The organism is Flavobacterium pisciphilum (assembly GCF_020905345.1).
Classification (GTDB): Bacteria; Bacteroidota; Bacteroidia; order Flavobacteriales; family Flavobacteriaceae; genus Flavobacterium; species Flavobacterium pisciphilum.
The window spans coordinates 3,898,766-3,917,518 of sequence record NZ_JAJJMO010000001.1 but is presented as its reverse complement, the minus strand read 5'-3'; the positions used below and the strand labels follow the sequence as shown (position 1 = coordinate 3,917,518).

The window sequence follows — 18,753 nt, the reverse complement described above, 5'->3', positions numbered from 1 at the left end:
ATTTTTAACTAAACCATTAATCTACTATGGGGCTCATAGGCATATTTGTTCTTTTTTTTGTACGTTTGTCTTTTACTTAATACTTTTCTTATAATATCACAAATATATAGAGTATATCCTACATATTGCAATAAATTGAGTAAATAATCTATAAAAAAATAAAATGATAGTAAACAGAATACTACAAATTATTGAATACAAAGGAATTAACAAGAGGAAGTTCTATATCGAAACGGGTCTATCTAATGGGTTTTTAGATAAGGTTAAGGATATTGGCGCCTCAAAAATAGAGCATATACTCAATGCCTATCCTGAAATTAGTATGATCTGGCTTTTAACTGGAAAAGGGAATATGCTTTTAAACCCAATTGATCTTGAAAATAAATCTGATGTAGAAAACGGTTTGATTCAGGAACCAAATTCAGCTTACAATGCTGAAATAGATAAAGCATCTCTAAAACAACAAGTTCCTTTATACGATATACAAACTCCTACTGGAATTGCCTCTTTATTTAATGATACCGATCAAACTCCAATAGATTTCATATCGATACCTAATTTACCTAAATGCGATGGTGCAATTCATGTAAATGGTGATAGCATGTATCCTATCATAAAGAGTGGTGATGTTATTATCTACAAAAAAGTAAATAACACTACTGAAAATATCTTTTGGGGCGAAATGTATTTGGTTGCACTGGTGACTGATGATCTTGAAGAATTCATCATGATTAAATGGGTACAGAAATCTGATAAAGGTGATGATTGGATAAAATTAGTAAGCGAAAATCCCCAACACCAACCTAAAGAAATTCTTTTTAAAAATATAAAAGGATTGGCCTTAGTTAAAGCAACTATCAGAATAAACGCCACCTATTAAACTTCTGTTTCAAAAAGTATTTTTGAGAGTTTGCCTTTTTACGTTATAGTAACTTTACTAAAATAAATTATATCTTAGCTAGATACTATTAAAACCAAAAGAATGAAACTACCTCCCTACACTAGTTTTCCAAATATTACTGGTGATAAAATCTCATTGCGACAAATTCTTCCCTCTGATATTATTGACATCATCGAAATTTCATATTATGATGCTGTACAGGCTACAACACTGGAACAAGCTACAGAAATGCAAGCTAAAATTAACAAAGACTATACTGATGGTAACTCTATTCATTGGGGTATTGCAGAAAACACTACAAATAAAATTGTTGGAACTTGTGGCTATTATCGTGGTCTCGATGTAGGTGCTGGTGAACTTGGTTGTGTTTTATTACCTAAATATCGTGGACAAGGCTTTATGACATCAGCAATGTCTTTAGCCATAAAATTTGGAAACAATCATATAGGGCTAAACCGCATTTGGGCTGAAACATCTCAAGAAAACAATAATGCAATTAAACTTCTCGAAAGGCTTAACTTTATTAAAACTGCCGATTTAGATAATGATTACATTGAATACGAATTAAAATAAAACAATAAAAGCTTCGGAGAAACCTGAAGCTTTTATTATTTCATACGATCCTCATTTAAAGCTAAATTCAAAATAAATTATATATTAGCTAAAGAATTAACTCTATCTATTTTAGCCTTTTAGACCAAAGCCCATGACTAAGAAAACCATAATCTTATTCGGATTTATCATTGTTAAATTTGCTTTACAGTATACGCTAATAAGTTCCGAATATGATTTGCAACGTGACGAATACCTTCATCTCGATCAAGCACGTCACTTAGCTTGGGGCTATTTATCAGTCCCTCCAGTAACATCTTGGATTTCTTATATCATACTGCTACTTGGAAATTCTGTTTTCTGGATTAAGTTCTTCCCTGCTCTCTTTGGTGTTTTGACACTCATAATCGTTTGGAAGACTATTGAAAAACTCAATGGAAATTTATATGCTTTAATTCTAGGCACAACGTGTCTTCTTTTTTCATCATTGCTACGAATAAACATCCTTTATCAACCCAACTCATTAGATGTATTATGTTGGACCGCTTTTTATTACATCATAATTCAATACGTCACTACCGAAAAATCAAAATGGCTTTATATAGGAGCAATCGTATTTGCCTTGGGTTTTCTCAACAAATACAATATCCTATTCCTACTCATAGGTCTAATTCCTGCTATTTTATTAACCAAACAAAGGCAACTATTCACTAATAAAAAACTCTATGTTGCCTTGCTTTTAGGAATGATTCTTATTTTACCCAATATCTTATGGCAATACAGCAACCACTTTCCAGTTGTTCACCATATGAAAGAATTGGCAGAAACTCAATTAGTCAACATGGATCGTTTTGACTTTTTAAAAAAGCAATTACTTTATTTTATAGGTTCGTTCTTTGTGCTACTTTCAGCCTTGTATGCCTTATTGTTTTACAAACCTTATGAAAAATATAGATTCTTTTTTACTTCACTAATTTTCACCCTTATTGTATTCTTATACTTTAAAGCCAAAGCGTATTACGCCATCGGTTTATATCCTATTTATATAGCTTTTGGGGCTGTTTACCTTTCTGAAATTTTAAAAACTGGTTGGAAACGTTATCTGCAACCCGTATTTGTCGCCATTCCACTATTGTTTTTCATTCCTATGTACAATTTATCATTCCCAAATAAAAGCCCTGAATATATAATAAAACACCCCGAGAACTATAAAAAACTAGGAATGCTCAAATGGGAAGATGGCAAAGATCATAATTTACCACAAGATTATGCCGATATGCTGGCTTGGAAAGAGCTCGCCCGTAAAACCGATTCGGTTTATGCAACTATTGCCAATCCTGAAAAAACCTTGGTTCTTTGTGATAATTACGGCCAGGCTGGAGCTATTAATTATTACACTCAGAAAGGAATTAGAGCTGTTTCGTTTAATGCCGATTATGTAAATTGGTTTAATCTTGATGTCCAATACACCAACTTAATCCGTATAAAAGAGTACCATGAAAACGATGATGAAATTGCAGAAACTAGTCCCTATTTTAACTCCTATGCAGTAGCCGATTCCATCACTAATAAAAATGCAAGAGAATACAGAACAACTATTTTTGTTTTTACTGATGCAAAAATTGATATCAATAAAAGAATTAGTAAAGAGATTAAGGATTCTAAAAGGTTTTGAGGTTCTGAGTATCTGAGTTGCAAAGGCTCAAAGGTGCAAAGGTTAAGTTTGAGTATATAAAAACACAATGATTATCATTGTGAACGGTAGTAAGAATATGATTTAAAAACTAAAACAAATGATTAATAGCATCCAATTAATACTATCTAAACTAACTTCTAGTCCAAAGAATATCTTTCTTTTGGATAGTATTGGTGCTTTTTTAACTGCTTTCTTATTGGGGTTTGTCCTTGCAAGATTTGAATCTATTGTTGGAATGCCTCAAAAAACACTTTATTTTTTATCTGCTCTAGCATTCGTTTTCGCTATATATTCTTTAAGCTGTTATTGCTTTGTTTCTAATAAACAGAATAACTTTCTTAAAGTAATTATAGTAGCCAATATTCTGTATTGTTGCCTTACAACTGGTCTTATATTCTACAACTTTCAAACCCTAACACTATTGGGATTAATATATTTTATCCTTGAAATAATTGTTATCGTCTGTTTGGTATTTATTGAAGAGAAAGTGGCTAAGATTCTGAGTGTCTGAGTGCCTGAGTTCTTGATTTGTATTGGTTTAGTTTAAAGATAAAAAATCTCCACAAGTAACTCTCCAAACTATATTGAGCAACTTATGGAGATTCCTCCTATGTCGAAAGACAAAGTAACTAAACCTTTGTGACTTTGGGCCTCTGCAACTTTGTACCTTTATAACCCAGAGCCTCAAAACCTTTGCGACTCAGAACCTCCTCTAAGCCATAAACAACATATTCTTATTATAGTTATACAATACCAAATCATATGGTACTACGTTTGGTAATACCTTCTCTGAAGTCGCATCTAACTTAATGTTATTTGCCTTTCTGAATAAGTAAATATCTTTCAAACAATTTGATAAGCTCTGATGTATCATTGATGAAGTCATAGGCAATTTATTATCTCCTACCAATAAATCGATTTGATAATTAGAACTAGATTTTGAAAGGTTATTACCTATTATTCTTATTTCGAATGTAGTGCGTTTTCCGTTATGCTCTCCCTGATATTGTACTCTCATAGTTTATCAATTTAAATTAAGTATAATTTCATCTATAAGGTTTTCCAAGCCTTTTCTGAAATATAAATTTACTAATAAAAATCATTTCCATTCATAATTAATTCTGAAATTTTAAAAACATAAATACAGCACATTCTGTATTTTTTTATTCAAAGCACTTTCAACACCTGATTATCAATATCTCAACATAACTATTAAATAAACGATAAAAATTTAGCAATTAAGTATAATTTTAATCAATGTAATTGGTATTTAATATTTTATTAAATTTGAATAACTAATCTTAAACCCTAATCTTATGGAAATGAATTTCATAGCATTTTTGGCTTCAGCCTTAACAACTCTTATTACTGGTTTTATCTGGTACAACCCTAAAGTCTTTGGAACAATCTGGATGCGAGAGGCCAAAATAACCGAAGATGACCTCAAGAAAGGAAATATGCTTAAAATTTTTGGATTAACTTATATCTTTTCTTTAATGATAACTATAATTGTTTCGGCATTAACAATTCATCAAACGGGAGCATTAGGAATGGTTGGAGGTCCTCCAATGGTAGAAAGTGCAAAACCATCTTTTGCTGCTTTCATGGCTGATTATGGAACTGCGTATCGCACCTTTAAACACGGTTCACTTCATGGATTCTTAACAGGAGTCTTTTTTGTTTTCCCAATACTAGCAATTAATGGTTTATTCGAAAGAAAATCTTGGAAATATATTTTCATACATGCAGGATATTGGATTCTTACCCTAACCATAATGGGTGGAATTATTTGTGCATGGGCATAAAATCAAAGCATAAAAATCCGTTTGAAAAATTAAAAAATCAAACGGATTTCTTCTTTAAGTATACTCTAGCTAAATAAGCCATAAATTATAATATTCTGTTATTATTAAGTAAATTTGAATAATATATAGTACTCCTACCTTGAATACATCTTATTCCTTCCAGATTTACAACAATACTGCATCACTTCCTAAATCATGGAATGATTTGGCTAGCCATAATATTTTTTTATCCAAAGAATATCTAGAAGTATTAGAGAAATCAGCACCAACCAATATGCTGTGTCATTATATTGGTTTTTTTAAAGATTCTGAATTAGTAGGCATTACCCTTACACAATTTTTAGATTCTAATAAACTTGAATCATTTGGAGAACGAGATCAATGTGTAAAAACTTCAGTTCGCAATTTTGCCTTCAAAAAATTTGCTTCTCATGTTTTATTTGTGGGTAACAATATGCTCACTGGACAAAATGCATTTTCATTTTCTGAAAAAATCTCCCTGCCAAAAGCAATTAAACTATTGCACAAAGCTATAAATGCATTAAAGAAGGATTTTAAATCTAAAGGCAAAAAAATTCACATTACAACTATCAAAGATTTTTCTGCTAAGGAAATTCATATGCTTGCTGCCGAATTTAAGAAAGGATATACATTTTCTATTCAGCCAAACATGGTTTTTAAAATCAATGAAAACTGGAAAACCGAAGCCGATTATATCGATGCTTTATCAAAAAAATACCGCGACCAATACAAACGCACTCGTAAAAAAGCTTTGGGAATAGAGAAAAAGAAAATGGATCTAAATGATATCATTGCTTTTGAAGATACTATTTATGATTTGTATTATCATGTTGCCAAAAATGCCCCATTCAACACTTTTTTCTTGGCAAAAAATCATTTTAGCGTTTTTAAAGAAACATTAAAAGAAAAGTTTCTTTTTTATGGTTATTTTATTGACGGGAATTTAATTGGTTTCAATACTTTAATCATGAATGGTACCGCAATGGATACTTATTTCTTAGGGTATGACGAAAGCATTCAGCGTGAAAAAATGCTGTATTTAAACATGCTTTACGACATGATAGCATTTTCTATTAACAAAGGTTTTAAAGAGATTATTTTTGCACGAACGGCTCTAGAAATAAAAAGTTCTGTGGGTGCAAAACCTGTTAAAATGTATGGGCTTATCACACATAGCAACTCCTTAATCAATCATAATATTGCCAAACTATTTAATTATCTAGAACCCAAAACCGACTGGCAAGAACGAAATCCATTTAAATAATCCTATTTAATCAAGTCCCGAACTCTGTTTGAGATTTTTAAGGAATTGCAATTTTCATTTGCTTGTGCAAAATATGGATGTCTAATTCTGTTTGAGCTCCACAATACTCTCCATCGATTTGAAAACTAACTGGATGATTCGTTCTCATCACAGCTCTATCTGTCGAAATAATAACAATGTCTTCTGAATCGATAGGCATGTTTCCTGTAATAATTTTTCCTAGGATTATTAAATCTAAGCTTTTTAAAACCACCAATTCAAACTTACCATCATTAACATTGCCTTTAGGATTGATTACAACGCCTGTTCCATATTTTTGAGAATTGGCAATCACCACCATTCTTGCTTCATGCGCTACTGTTTGATTGTTGGCTGAAATAGATACGATAAAAGGATCTCCTGACTCTTTTATGGTCGTGTAAGCCTGTGATGCATAACCCCAAAATCCTCTTATATTACTTTCTTCATAGTTCTTAATTAAATCAGCATTGAGACCAATATCGCTCAGATGAATACTCTTCTTGCCGTTAATAGAAATCATATCCATCTCGGTATAATTATTATGAAAAGCAATACTTAAATTTTCTTCTAGTGTTTTTGGCAAATTTAAATCCACCGATAAACCATTAGCTGATCCTGCTGGTAATATCCCAACAACTACATCATACTTCTCCATTGCTTCAGCTACCATCTTTACAGTTCCATCTCCACCAGCAACAACAATTCTAGAAGGCAAGTACTCATTATACAGTGCTATTATTTTAGCAATATCATCCTTTCCAGTAGTTTCATATACACTCAAATTAATATGACAAGTTACCGCATAGGATTTTACGGTTGCGATAAGTTCTGACTTATCCAAATCACCTGAAATAGGGTTTACAACAAATATGATATTTCGCTTCAAAATTTTATCTTTATATTTATTTAAAAGTAATTATACTAGTTATTCCAAAAGTAAGCAATTAATGAAACCTATTTTAAAATTATATCGCGGATATGCCAATGATCAGGAACTAATTGTCATGGGACATGTTTTTAAACCATCAACGGCTAATGATTATGATTTTCAAAAGAAAAATTTCAAAAATGCTACTTCTGTACTCAAACTTTTCCAGATAAAAACAATTCCTAATTATGATGTTTATCTAAAACATGGTGATCGACAGATTCATACTAAAACTCTCAATGATGGCTTTTTTAAATTCTGTATTCCTTTAAAAGAAGAAACTGGTTTTGGATGGATGGACTATGAGGTTAGCATCACCCATAAAAAGGAAACCATAACATCTTCTGCCTCTTTCATCAGACCTCATGAAGGAAATTTAGGAATTATATCTGATATTGATGATACTTTTCTAATCTCACATACAAAAAATTTCTTCAGAAAATTATACATACTGCTTTTTAGAAATGTAAATGACCGAAAAATATTCGATGATGTTGTTCCGCATTATCAAGCACTAAGTTCTGCTGGGAGAAACAATAAAAACGAAAAAAATGCTTTTTTCTATATCTCAAGTAGCGAATGGAATTTGTATCGTTTTATTATTCAGTTCACAAAAATTCACGACTTACCAAGAGCTGTAATATTGCTAAAGGACATTAAAACTGGAATGTCCGACTTTTTTATGAGCGGCAGAGGAAATCACGATCATAAGTTTGATAAAATCAAACATGTCTTGGAGTTTTACCCAAACCTTAAATATGTATTATTAGGTGATGATTCTCAACATGATCCAATATTATACGAACGAATTTGCAAAATATTCCCTGTAACAGTAAAAGCTGTTTATATAAGACAAACCGGTAAACATAAAAAAGAAGCAACCGAAACTATTCTGAAAAACTTAGAAAATCTTGAAGTCTCTGTTTGCTATTTCAAGCATAGTAGCGAAGCAATTGAGCATTCTAAAAAGATTGGAATTATTGCCTGAGATGTAGGAGAGTGTGAAATGTAGAAATGTGAGATGTAGACTGCAAAATGAAAACTGAATACTACAACTGTAAACTGAAAACTGCGACTGAGTACTAACCGCAAAGAGCACAAAGAACTACGCAAGGGACACAAGTGAAACTGATACTGCAGCAGTAAGCTGAAACTAAAAACTGCGACTGAATACTGTGACTGTAAACTGAAAACTAACCGCAAAGAGCACAGTCCCGATAGCTATCGGGATACGCAAGGAACACAAGTTTATTGTAACTGGAAACTGCGACTGAAAACTGTATACTGCGACTGAATACTGTAAACTAAATTCTCAACACAAGACCCCTAGCCCAGATTATAGCGTAAAGCCTGGAGCAAAAAAAACTGCATTTCCTGTTTTAAAAAAGCGACTTTAGAAGCTCTTTTTATAACATTAGAAATGCAGTTTTTTTGTGAGGACTTGTAGCGAAAGCTGGAATAGCTCCTAACTACTAAATCATTGCTTATAGATTATCTATTTCTTCTTGAACTACTTCCCATTCTGAAAGTAATTTATCTAATTCGGCTTTCTTTTTATTGTATGCCATAAAGAATGAAGCATCTTCGATATGCTTATCATAATTTGATGCTAACATTTTATCGTCGTGCTGAATGTCTTTTTCTAGTTGTTTGATTTGACTTTCAACTTTACTCAAGCGATTCTGCAACGCTTTATTTTTCTTTTGATCTTCGTATGAAGCTTTATTACTTTCTTTAGGAGCTCCTGCTTTTGTAGCATCTTTTTTCTCAACTTCACGCATGTTTTCCAAATTACGTTGCTCTAAGAAATAATTGATGTCTCCTAAATATTCTTTTATCTTTTGATCCTTGAATTCATACACCAAATTAGACATTCCTTGAAGGAAATCTCTATCGTGAGAAACTAACAATAATGTTCCTCCGAATTTTTGAAGCGCAGCTTTCAGTACATTCTTAGATTTTATGTCCAAGTGATTCGTAGGCTCATCCATTAGCAAAACATTTATAGGTTGTAACAACAACTTACATAATGCCAAACGGTTTCTTTCACCTCCCGAAAGAACTTTTACCTTTTTTTCTACATCATCTCCACGAAACAAAAACGAACCCAACATATCACGAACTTTTGATCGGTTGGTGTCCATTGCAGCATCTTCCATTGTTTGTAACAATGTGATTTCTCCATCTAGGTATTCAGCTTGATTTTGAGCAAAATAACCCAACTGAACGTTGTGCCCTAATTTTATGCTTCCTTGATATTCAAATTCATCAACGATTGCTTTTATAAAAGTTGATTTACCTTGTCCGTTCTGTCCCACGAAAGCAATTTTGCTTCCACGTTCTACCAACAGATTTATATCTTTAAGTATTACTTTATCTCCGTAAGCTTTGGTAACATTATCAGCTTCGACAACTACTCTCCCTGGTTCTTTTGAAACTGGGAATGAAATATTCATCACTGAATTATCATCTTCGTCTACCTCGATACGCTCTACTTTATCTAATTTCTTGATAAGCGATTGTGCCATTGATGCTTTTGAAGCTTTAGCACGGAATTTCTCGATTAACTTCTCTGTTTCTTCAATTTTCTTGGCTTGGTTTTTTTGTGTAGCCAATTGTTTTTCACGAATTTCATGACGTAACTCTAAATATTCTGAATACGGCTTATTAAAATCATACGCCTTACCCAATGAAATTTCGATTGTCCTATTGGTTACATTATCCAAGAACATTTTATCGTGTGATACAATTACCACAACACCAGGATAATTACGCAAGAAACTTTCTAACCAAATGATACTCTCGATATCCAAGTGATTCGTAGGCTCATCCAGTAACAAAATATCATTAGACTGTAATAATAATTTCGCCAACTCAATACGCATTCTCCATCCTCCCGAAAAAGTTTCGGTTTGGTTATTGAACACTTCTCTTTTAAAACCTAAACCTAAAAGAATTTTCTCTGTATCTCCAACATAATTATATCCTCCTAATAATTCAAAACGGTGGGTATAATCAGATAAGTCTTCGATAATCTGGCTGTACTCTTCACTTTCATAATCGGTTCTAGTTACCAATTGATGATTGATTTGCTCTAATTTTTTCTCTACAACTTTTATATCTGTAAAAGCTTCGTACGCCTCTTCGAGTACTGTTCTTCCTTGTTCAAAATCGATATCCTGACGTAGGAAACCCATTCTTACTTCTTTCTCTGTTGCAATTTGTCCTGAATCTGGTTTAAAATCTCCTGCAAGAATTTTTAGCATTGTTGATTTTCCAGCACCATTTTTCCCTACAAGACCTACTCGATCTCCTGCACCTAAACGAAAAGTAACTTCCTCAAACAAATAAGAACCCCCAAACGAAACAGATAAATTATGTATATTAAGCATTTATTATTGTTATTTTATAACTAATTGATTGTGTAAATTAACACCTTCAAATTAATGAAGAGCTAACTTTTTGTAGACATTAAAATACTTCTTACTGAGTAACTAAACGTTTATTTAAGCTTACTAAAACTTTAATTTTATTTAATCAACCTGTAATCAGCATTTTTGATTCTTTATTTTCTAAAATATATAGCAATTTACATTGCTATTTACTTATAATTTTAAAAATGCAAAGGTAGTGAAAAGGAATGTATTATACTATAAAGTTAAAAACCCTGTTTACGACATACTTAGAAGCCTTTATTTATGCGTTTTCAGGTTATTAAGAATTCAAAATTGTTAATGTGACAATCAATCATTATCTTTGGTTTTATTTCACATTTTTTATTTAAAATGGTCTATATTATTCTCTTCTGAATTTATGTAGCTCATTTTTTATTTATTACAAAAAAACCTACTCAAAATGTTCAAAAAAGGATCTAAACTAAATAGTATTTTAAAAGGAACTTGTCCTAAATGTCAAAACGAAAGTATGTACGAAGACAAGAATCCGCTACATTTAACTAAGGTTTTGAAAATGAATGAATCTTGTAGCCATTGCGGATTTGTATATCAAATTGAGCCTTCTTTTTTCTATGGAGCAATGTATGTAAGCTATGGCTTAAACGTTGCTTTAGGAATTGCAGCCTTTGTAATATCTTATGTTTTATTAGATTCTAGTATCGAAGCTTCGTTTATAGCAATTGTAGTAACTCTTGTTTTGTTATTCCCTTTTGTATTAAGATGGTCAAGAAATATATACATCAATATGTTTGTTTCTTATGACCCTACTACCAATATAAAATAAATTACTTCTTGTTCTTTTTATAAAAGCGTTGGATATTTATTTCATTATCCAAAGGGATTTCATTTTCAATATTTTCAAATAAGGCTTTTGCCATTGCTGGTCCAAGCATAACTCCACGTGTACCTAATCCATTTAGAATATGAAGTGATTTATGTGTATTATGCGCTCCTACCAATGGTCTTCTGTCTTTTACTGTAGGGCGAATTCCAGCAAAGTGCTCAACGATTTCAAATTCGCATGTGATAATTTCGCGAATGCGCTCTAGAAGTTCTTGTTTAGCCTCTTCGGTAGGCAAGTCGGTTTTATCTTTCCAATTGTATGTTGCTCCTACCTTAAACAAGTCATTTCCTAAGGGCAAGATAAATACACTTGTATTCACAATTACATCTAAATTTAAACCTACTGCTTTTATAATAAACAACTCCCCTTTTGTACCATCCAAAGGTAAATCATTAAAGAATGGGTTCTTATGCAACCCGAATCCTTCAGCAAAAATTATATGACGCGCCTGAATGTTTTTATACTGGATTCCTGAATCCAAAAACTCAATTTGACTATAATCAAATGTGTCTTGCAATAGTAAATTTTCGGCTATTAAATATTCTCTATACTTTTCTAACAACAAGGCAGTGTCTACATAACCTGTATGTAAAACTTCGCCATAATCGTATGGAGAATCTATACTATTGTATTTTTTGGTAATTAATTTAGTAGATAAAAAAGGCGCTAAGTTTTTTTTGTCTGAAGCACTAAACCAATTATTCTGCTCTTCTATTGAGAAAAACTTTCTTATGATTGGAAGTTGGTAGTTGAATTTTGTAGCAAGTTTTCTTTCTATATCTGCATAAAACGAATCCATTAAAACAAGTTGTGGTTGTGCTTGCCACACTTCACTAAATCTTTTTAAAATTACTGGATTATACAATCCTCCTGCAATTTTTGATGAGTTTTGTGATTTATCATCTACTACCAAAATAGATTTATTGTGCGACAATGCTTTCTCTGAAAAAGAAATCCCTGCCAAACCTGAGCCAATAATTAAATAGTCAATCATGAAAAATATATTAAACTGTTACAGCCATCAAACTTAAATAAAAAAAAACTCTTACCACGAATGGTAAGAGTTTATATTAAAGAAGGAAATTAATTTTTAGTAATTCCACATATCTGATTCGAAATTTCTAATTTTCTCTTTCACTCTCTCAGATTCTAATAATTGATTCTGAGCGTTATCCTTCATGTATTCTTCTATGGCTCTATCTCCATAAACGTTTTCTTCTTTATAGATTGTACTGTTAAAACGTCTAGAGTTTAAGATTTGATCAAAAGAAATTGGCATTGCAGAGTTTTTGTCATTAAACGCTTTCGCTTCATGTAAAACACCTCTAGCATCTGGGAAGAATACCCAGAACAACTCTATATAATCTTTCTCCTCACTATTAATAGTATAAACATCTGGAGTAACAGGACAAATTCCTAATAGACGATACTTCAATTCACTTTGACGTTTGTCAAAATACCAATACCCTTTAATTTTATATTCAGTAACATCTTGAGCTGTTAAATCAGTTTTCAAGATATACTCTGAAGATATTGTTTTAGATGCAGGAACAGTTACTGTTTCACTTGTAGTTACTTTATTTTTTCCTTTACCTGTTGTCTTCTTTTTCTGGATCGTTTGTGTAACATACGCACCCGGATCTTGATTCAATTGCTCTCTACCAGCATCTGTTGTATCGACACGAGATAAAGAAGCCTGAATATCTTTCATAGACTTTTTGGTATTGAAATAACTATCAGTGTAAACTTCAGTAATTTTACCATTCTTAATTGCTTTTGTCAAGACATCGTACATAGAACGTCTGTCTGAACCGATATTAGCTGTATCAATTGGAAAATACATTGAGAAGTTGATTTTTTCATTCAAATCAATGATTTCCCAAACAGTTTTCCCCATCAAAACATCTCTATCGTGTACATAACCATAAGCTAATGGTTTGTCATTATCCGAAATAAGTTGTGCAGGCGTTTTTAATCCAATTTCTGCAGGTGTTTTTGCATTAAGCAAATTTGACTGTGCATACGTTGTATAAGTCCCTGCAACAGAGATAATAGCTATTAAAAAATTTCTTACATTCATCATGGTATCAGTATAAGATATTGAAGTAGTTTACTTTATAGAACTACTTATTATTGTATTTCAAAAATTACTGGAGCTGTTCTTGGCAATAAATAACTTCCTGCTCCAACAAGTTTAGTTTTAATCTCAGAAATAGTAACTTGATCTCCTCTACCTGCTTTTGAAAGTACAGATTTACATTGTGCGTTTAATCTATTACCTGAAACTACAACTGTAGGTTGTCCAGTAACTTTTAAATTAAATCCAACAACATCTAATCCTACTTCGAAATCAAAATCAACTAATTTAGCACCAATTGTAGCTACTTCTAAGTTTGATTTAGGTCCTTTTACAACACCCATTTCACCTCTAACAGTACCAGTTGGTCCAGGAATACCTTTAATTCTGAAAGTTTTCTTGTCAGAAACTGTAGATCCATTTTCCAATTTACCTGTAACAGAAATTGTAGTTTCTGTACCTGTACCTGGGCTCATATTATATTTTCCTGGTTTACCAGCAGATGATAATCCTGGAGCAGTTGCTACCACTTTGTTATCTGCAACACCAGCAAATGAGATTGAGATTGGGTTAACAACACCTCTATAAACTACATTCATTTTGTCTGCAGAAATAGTAGCTGAATTTGGCTTAGGTACTACAACATATTTACCTTCAAATTTAAGTGGAATAGTTTTCCCATCTTCTAAGAATGTAAATTGTCCGTTAATACTTTGTTCTCCAATTCCACCAGCAGTCATCGAAATAACAGCTTGTCCGTTAACAATTTTACCAGGTCCTGAGAATGAAGTTGGTTTTGTGTTTTCGTCATAACGACCTAAAACTACTTTACCAGTAACAGTTTCTCCTTGGAAATATGCATTTTTATCAAGAACTACAATTGCTTTATAATTGCTATAAGAAGCTGCAGCTACTGCCGCTTTTCCTAAAGCTGAACTATATACATCTGATTCTGCTTTTTTAACATCACTTTGCCAAGCTGACAATTTTGCAACTGAAGCAACTGCTGGAAAGCCTTTAAAGTGGTAAGCTAAAAATTTGTCTTTTAAACCTTCTTTGTTCTTAACGTCAGAAGTATCAAATTTATTATCAATTTCAGCTACGATTGCACTGTATTTTTTATCAGTCAATACAGCTTTCATATCAGCTTTATATTTGTTGATTCTTGCAACAATTTCGTTTCCTTTTGCAGTATACCCTTCTCCAGTAAACCAATTGTCGATATTATCACCTTTATCCATATTTTCATATGGTAATTTTCCAGTTTCTTTATCAGCTTCGAATCCTTTTACTACGTCACCTTTTAATCCACCAACGTAATCGTAAAATTCTTTTGAGATAGCTTCAACTTTGTGCGCTGTTTGAGCAGCTGTTTCAAATTCTCCTTTAGCTTCAGCAGCTTTCTGATCTAATGATGAAAGCAATTGTGCATTTGTCATATTTGAAGCCTCATTTGCGCTTTCAAATTTTTCATTCATTAAGCCAAAAGCCGACAAAACTTCTTTTGACATATTCATTGCTAACATTGCGATAAAAACCAGATACATCAGGTTAATCATCTTCTGTCTAGGGGTTAATTTTCCTCCTGCCATATTTTCTAAATAATTAGTAGTTTTTTATTAATAATAATTGTCTTTAACTAATTATCCTTTATTATTCATAGCCGAAAGCATACCACCATATACATTGTTTAAAGAAGCAATATTTGCAGTCATTGATTGCATTTGCTCTTTTAATTTACTTGCATTTTCAGCGATTTCTTTGTTTGCTTCTGCATTTCTAGAAGCACTTTCTAATTGTACTTTATATAAACTATTTAATGATTCCATTTGTGCAGCTGCAGTAGATAATTCTTCGCTGTATTTTTTAGTAGAAGCGATTGAATCAACAGTTGGAGCAATACCTTTAGCAGCAGATTCAAAGTTTTTGATACTGTTACCTAAGCTTGACATTAACTCTCCGTCAATTTTAGCTTCTTTAAGCATAACGTCTAATTTTTGAGAAAGCAATCCTTGTGCATCTGAAGGAGTCTCAGCTTTTGCAACTTTTGCTTTTGCTTGTCCATTAGCCAATTCTGGGTAAACTAATGTCCAATCTAATTCTTCATCAACTGGTTCGAAAGCAGATAAAGCAAAGATTAACGCCTCTGTTACTAATCCGATTGAAAGCATCAAGGTTCCTGTTAACGGTCCAATTTCAAAGTGAGTAATTTTGAATAAAGCTCCAATAATTACTACTGCTGCTCCCATACCGTAAGCGAAGTTCATCGCTTTTTTACTTAATAATGCCATAATTCTGTTTGTTTGTTTTAGGTTTTAAAATAAGGATTTGGTTATTGAATTTAATTTTCTTTCTCTTAATAATTTAATTATTTCTTTTTATTTCCGGTAGCTTGCGTTCCCATATAATCTTGAACAGTTCTAAATCCAATAAAACTTCTTGCAGAATCCGCATATTCAAAATCTCTAGTACTTACTTGTAAGAAATAAGCAACATCTTTCCACGAACCTCCACGTACTACTTTACGTTTGTTTGAACCATCTTGTACATTAGGGTTCATTGTAGAAACATATTCGTAAGCATTTGGACTGTATGAAGAATCTGTCCACTCTGCTACGTTACCTGCCATGTTATATAAATTATAACCATTTGGATCATACGATTTTGCCTCTACAGTGTATAAAGCATTATCAGCAGCATAATCTCCTCTATTTGGTTTGAAGTTAGCCATAAAACAACCTCTATCGTTTCTGATGTAAGGTCCTCCCCAAGGGTAAGTTCCTGACTCTAGACCTCCTCTAGCAGCATACTCCCATTCTGCCTCTGTAGGCAATCTGAAAGAGTTCACTAAATCATGTCCTTTCTTTTTTGCTTTTATGTATGTGTTTTTATTCAAAGTTCTCCAAGCACAAAATGCTTTTGCCTGAGTCCATTTTACTCCAACAACTGGATAATCTCCATATGCCTTATGCCAGAAATAGTCATTATGCATTGGCTCATTATATGAGTATGTAAAATCTTTAATCCAAACAGTTGTATCTGGGTAAACTTTAACCTCTTCTGTCTTAACAAAATCTTTTCTTTTTCCAACTTTAGCTTTAGCTGCAGCCTGGATATCCATCCAAGAATATCTAAATTTCAATTTATTAACATCAATAGTTCTTAAACCATTGTATGACTCTTCAACTGGAATATACATTGAATCCATTACCTCAGCATAGTACTCATCTGGGTATGCTTGTGTACCTTTTGCTAATTTTACTTTTCTGTTTAATTTTCTTCCAGCATAAGGATCATCTGCCGTACCTATACTATAATAGTTATCGTACATATACTTATCGTAAGCAGTCATTTTTTCAGGATCTGAATCGTTAAAAGCATAATCTCCTATGCTTCCACCTTTTTTACCTTTAGCATCTGTTCCGCCACCTGGTTTTTGTCCCATTTCGTCTGCCATAATAGCCAAACGAACTCTCATTGTAGAATCTTTTACCCATTCAACAAATTGACGGTATTCACTATTTGTTATCTCTGTTTCATCCATATAAAAAGAACGAACTGTAACTGTTTTAGTTGGTGCATCCTCTACTTGTGCCAAGTCATCATCTGACTTACCCATGATAAAAGACCCTCCTGGAACTAAAGTCATTCCATAAGGTTTTTCTGGATACCATTTCCCGCCTTTAACACCTACCAATTCTCCTTTGTCACTTGACCTACCACAACTAATCATTAGTGTTAAAAATGCCGCAAATGCAATAAACTTCTTCATATATATTTGGATTATCTATTCATTATTATAAGTCCGTAAACCTATTTATTATTTTCTTAAAAAACAATAGCTTCTTGTGTAATTTATTTCACGGTTCAAAAATAAAGTTAAAAAAAATAAAAAAAAAATATTTAGTCGATAAACTACCACAAAATATCGCCGTAAAACGTTAAATTTTAATATTTATAAGTCTAACCCTACTAATGAAAACAAAATCAAGCCTTTAAAAAACCCTTCAATTAATAGCATCTTATTACGAAAACGGTTACACAGTATTTTTTCGCTGTGCTTTCCACCATCTTTCAGGTAATTCCTGATTACAGGCTACCAAATATTCGTCATAAGAACAAGATAACAACGTATTTCTCTTCAATTTATTATTCCCATCTGTAATAAAAGGTATCTCTATCCACCAACGATCCGTTTTATCGCTTTTATAAAAAACCAATTCTTCCTCTTCTAATGGAACTATATATTTTAAATAGTTTTTTCGACTACCATAAGGATACTCATTCGAACGGTAATGATACCCCTCGATAAAATACCAAACTATTTGAGCTATAATTGGAGCTTCTTGTGATGTATTATTATGATTAAATAATCCAAAAGCAGACACTTTATCACTAATCCCTGCATATCTCGCCAACGAACAAATCTCTTTACCATCAAATCCATTAGGCTCAAAAGCAATAGTATTTCCTGAATCGGCAGATTTAATTGAATTCAAATCAAAACTAACTAAATCAGCATCTCTAAAAACGGGCTCTGCTAGTGCTATTTTATTTGAAATTTCACCTAATCGATAAGCATCAAAAAACAGCTTTTCTATTAAATCTATTTCTTCTTGTGAGTTATAATAAGTCTGATATCCTATATTACAGTAATTAAACAAATTATTAGGCTCATCTACTATGATCTTAGTTAAATATGAAGTTGCTGAAGAATCTTCACTTTCTTTTCCAAAATCAAATTTATTATCAACTGCAACTAAATTAACCATCTGCTCTAAATCATCGTAAGCGCGATATAATGCATAGGTCAAATCTTGAGAACCACCTATAACTATAGGTACTACTCTATTTTTTATTAAAGCTGCAGTTATTTTTTTTAGAAGATAATAAGTATCATCTACCGAATCTCCAGGTACAATATCTCCTAAATCAGCAATAGACATCTCCCAATTTCCAGGAAACATGCCATATAACTTTTTACGAAATGGATTCAGATTTACATCATTAATTGCTGATGTATCTCCTCGATTATCCAAAACTCCGATTATAGCAATATTAACTTTACTTATATCCGGGAATTGATCTTTGGTATGTAAAACTATTTTACTCCCCAATTCTTGAGATGATAATGTACCAATGTAGCTTAGAATTTCTTCGGCAACTGGTTGTAGAAAATCAAATTCCAT

General features: G+C 32.3%; 17 protein-coding genes. 8 read left to right on the top strand and 9 right to left on the bottom strand.

The features are described 5' to 3' along the window. Window positions 1-163: 163 nt before the first annotated feature. From LNQ49_RS16715 to LNQ49_RS16700, 4 genes are all read left to right on the top strand, one after another. Window positions 164-880, top strand: a complete 717-nt coding sequence (locus LNQ49_RS16715; protein ID WP_229990159.1) for a S24 family peptidase — start codon at window positions 164-166, stop codon at window positions 878-880. 102 nt (window positions 881-982) lie between these two features. After that, window positions 983-1,474 (top strand): GNAT family N-acetyltransferase, encoded by a 492-nt coding sequence (locus LNQ49_RS16710; RefSeq protein ID WP_229990158.1) that lies wholly within the window; start codon window positions 983-985, stop codon window positions 1,472-1,474. Between the two features lie 133 nt (window positions 1,475-1,607). Beyond that, a complete protein-coding gene (locus LNQ49_RS16705) occupies window positions 1,608-3,128 on the top strand; it encodes an ArnT family glycosyltransferase (protein ID WP_229990157.1) in 1,521 nt (506 codons plus the stop codon). A 118-nt stretch (window positions 3,129-3,246) separates the two neighbouring features. Beyond that, window positions 3,247-3,660 carry a hypothetical protein gene (locus LNQ49_RS16700; RefSeq protein WP_229990156.1) on the top strand — a complete coding sequence of 138 codons (414 nt, stop codon included), beginning with the start codon at window positions 3,247-3,249 and terminating at the stop codon, window positions 3,658-3,660. Between the two features lie 201 nt (window positions 3,661-3,861). Here the strand turns inward: LNQ49_RS16700 and LNQ49_RS16695 are convergent, their stop codons facing one another. Beyond that, window positions 3,862-4,167, bottom strand: a complete 306-nt coding sequence (locus tag LNQ49_RS16695; RefSeq protein WP_229990155.1) for a hypothetical protein — start codon at window positions 4,165-4,167, stop codon at window positions 3,862-3,864. Between the two features lie 298 nt (window positions 4,168-4,465). Here LNQ49_RS16695 and LNQ49_RS16690 point away from each other — a divergent pair, with 298 nt between their 5' ends. Together LNQ49_RS16690 and LNQ49_RS16685 are read left to right on the top strand one after the other, a co-directional pair. After that, window positions 4,466-4,954, top strand: a complete 489-nt coding sequence (locus tag LNQ49_RS16690) for a DUF1761 domain-containing protein (RefSeq protein ID WP_229990154.1) — start codon at window positions 4,466-4,468, stop codon at window positions 4,952-4,954. Between the two features lie 139 nt (window positions 4,955-5,093). Further along, window positions 5,094-6,239: a peptidogalycan biosysnthesis protein gene (locus LNQ49_RS16685; protein WP_229990153.1), complete on the top strand. Its 1,146-nt coding sequence runs from the start codon at window positions 5,094-5,096 to the stop codon at window positions 6,237-6,239. Window positions 6,240-6,276: 37 nt separating this feature from the next. Here LNQ49_RS16685 and LNQ49_RS16680 read toward each other — a convergent pair whose 3' ends face one another. Further along, window positions 6,277-7,146, bottom strand: a complete 870-nt coding sequence (locus LNQ49_RS16680) for a diacylglycerol/lipid kinase family protein (protein WP_229990152.1) — start codon at window positions 7,144-7,146, stop codon at window positions 6,277-6,279. Window positions 7,147-7,207: 61 nt separating this feature from the next. On the opposite strand from LNQ49_RS16680, the gene LNQ49_RS16675 reads away from it, so the two are divergent. After that, window positions 7,208-8,176: an App1 family protein phosphatidate phosphatase gene (locus LNQ49_RS16675; protein ID WP_229990151.1), complete on the top strand. Its 969-nt coding sequence runs from the start codon at window positions 7,208-7,210 to the stop codon at window positions 8,174-8,176. Between the two features lie 496 nt (window positions 8,177-8,672). Here the strand turns inward: LNQ49_RS16675 and LNQ49_RS16670 are convergent, their stop codons facing one another. Continuing rightward, on the bottom strand, window positions 8,673-10,580 hold the full coding sequence (locus LNQ49_RS16670) for an ABC transporter ATP-binding protein (protein ID WP_229990150.1): 1,908 nt from the start codon (window positions 10,578-10,580) through the stop codon (window positions 8,673-8,675). A gap of 463 nt (window positions 10,581-11,043) precedes the next feature. Between LNQ49_RS16670 and LNQ49_RS16665 the strand changes: the two genes are divergently transcribed. Next, a complete protein-coding gene (locus LNQ49_RS16665) occupies window positions 11,044-11,427 on the top strand; it encodes a DUF983 domain-containing protein (protein ID WP_229990149.1) in 384 nt (127 codons plus the stop codon). A gap of 1 nt (window position 11,428) precedes the next feature. Here LNQ49_RS16665 and LNQ49_RS16660 read toward each other — a convergent pair whose 3' ends face one another. The 6 genes from LNQ49_RS16660 to LNQ49_RS16635 all read right to left on the bottom strand — a co-directional run bounded on the left by LNQ49_RS16660 (window position 11,429) and on the right by LNQ49_RS16635 (window position 18,753). Next, window positions 11,429-12,481, bottom strand: a complete 1,053-nt coding sequence (locus LNQ49_RS16660) for an NAD(P)/FAD-dependent oxidoreductase (protein ID WP_229990148.1) — start codon at window positions 12,479-12,481, stop codon at window positions 11,429-11,431. 96 nt (window positions 12,482-12,577) lie between these two features. Further along, complete coding sequence (porN, locus tag LNQ49_RS16655) at window positions 12,578-13,567, bottom strand: type IX secretion system ring subunit PorN/GldN (RefSeq protein WP_229991346.1); 990 nt, start codon at window positions 13,565-13,567, stop codon at window positions 12,578-12,580. Window positions 13,568-13,617: 50 nt separating this feature from the next. Further along, a complete protein-coding gene (gene porM / locus LNQ49_RS16650) occupies window positions 13,618-15,156 on the bottom strand; it encodes a type IX secretion system motor protein PorM/GldM (protein WP_229990147.1) in 1,539 nt (512 codons plus the stop codon). 51 nt (window positions 15,157-15,207) lie between these two features. Continuing rightward, on the bottom strand, window positions 15,208-15,855 hold the full coding sequence (gene porL, locus LNQ49_RS16645; protein WP_229990146.1) for a type IX secretion system motor protein PorL/GldL: 648 nt from the start codon (window positions 15,853-15,855) through the stop codon (window positions 15,208-15,210). 77 nt (window positions 15,856-15,932) lie between these two features. After that, a complete protein-coding gene (gene porK, locus LNQ49_RS16640; protein ID WP_229990145.1) occupies window positions 15,933-17,336 on the bottom strand; it encodes a T9SS ring complex lipoprotein PorK/GldK in 1,404 nt (467 codons plus the stop codon). A gap of 265 nt (window positions 17,337-17,601) precedes the next feature. Then, window positions 17,602-18,753 carry a formimidoylglutamase gene (locus LNQ49_RS16635; RefSeq protein WP_229990144.1) on the bottom strand — a complete coding sequence of 384 codons (1,152 nt, stop codon included), beginning with the start codon at window positions 18,751-18,753 and terminating at the stop codon, window positions 17,602-17,604.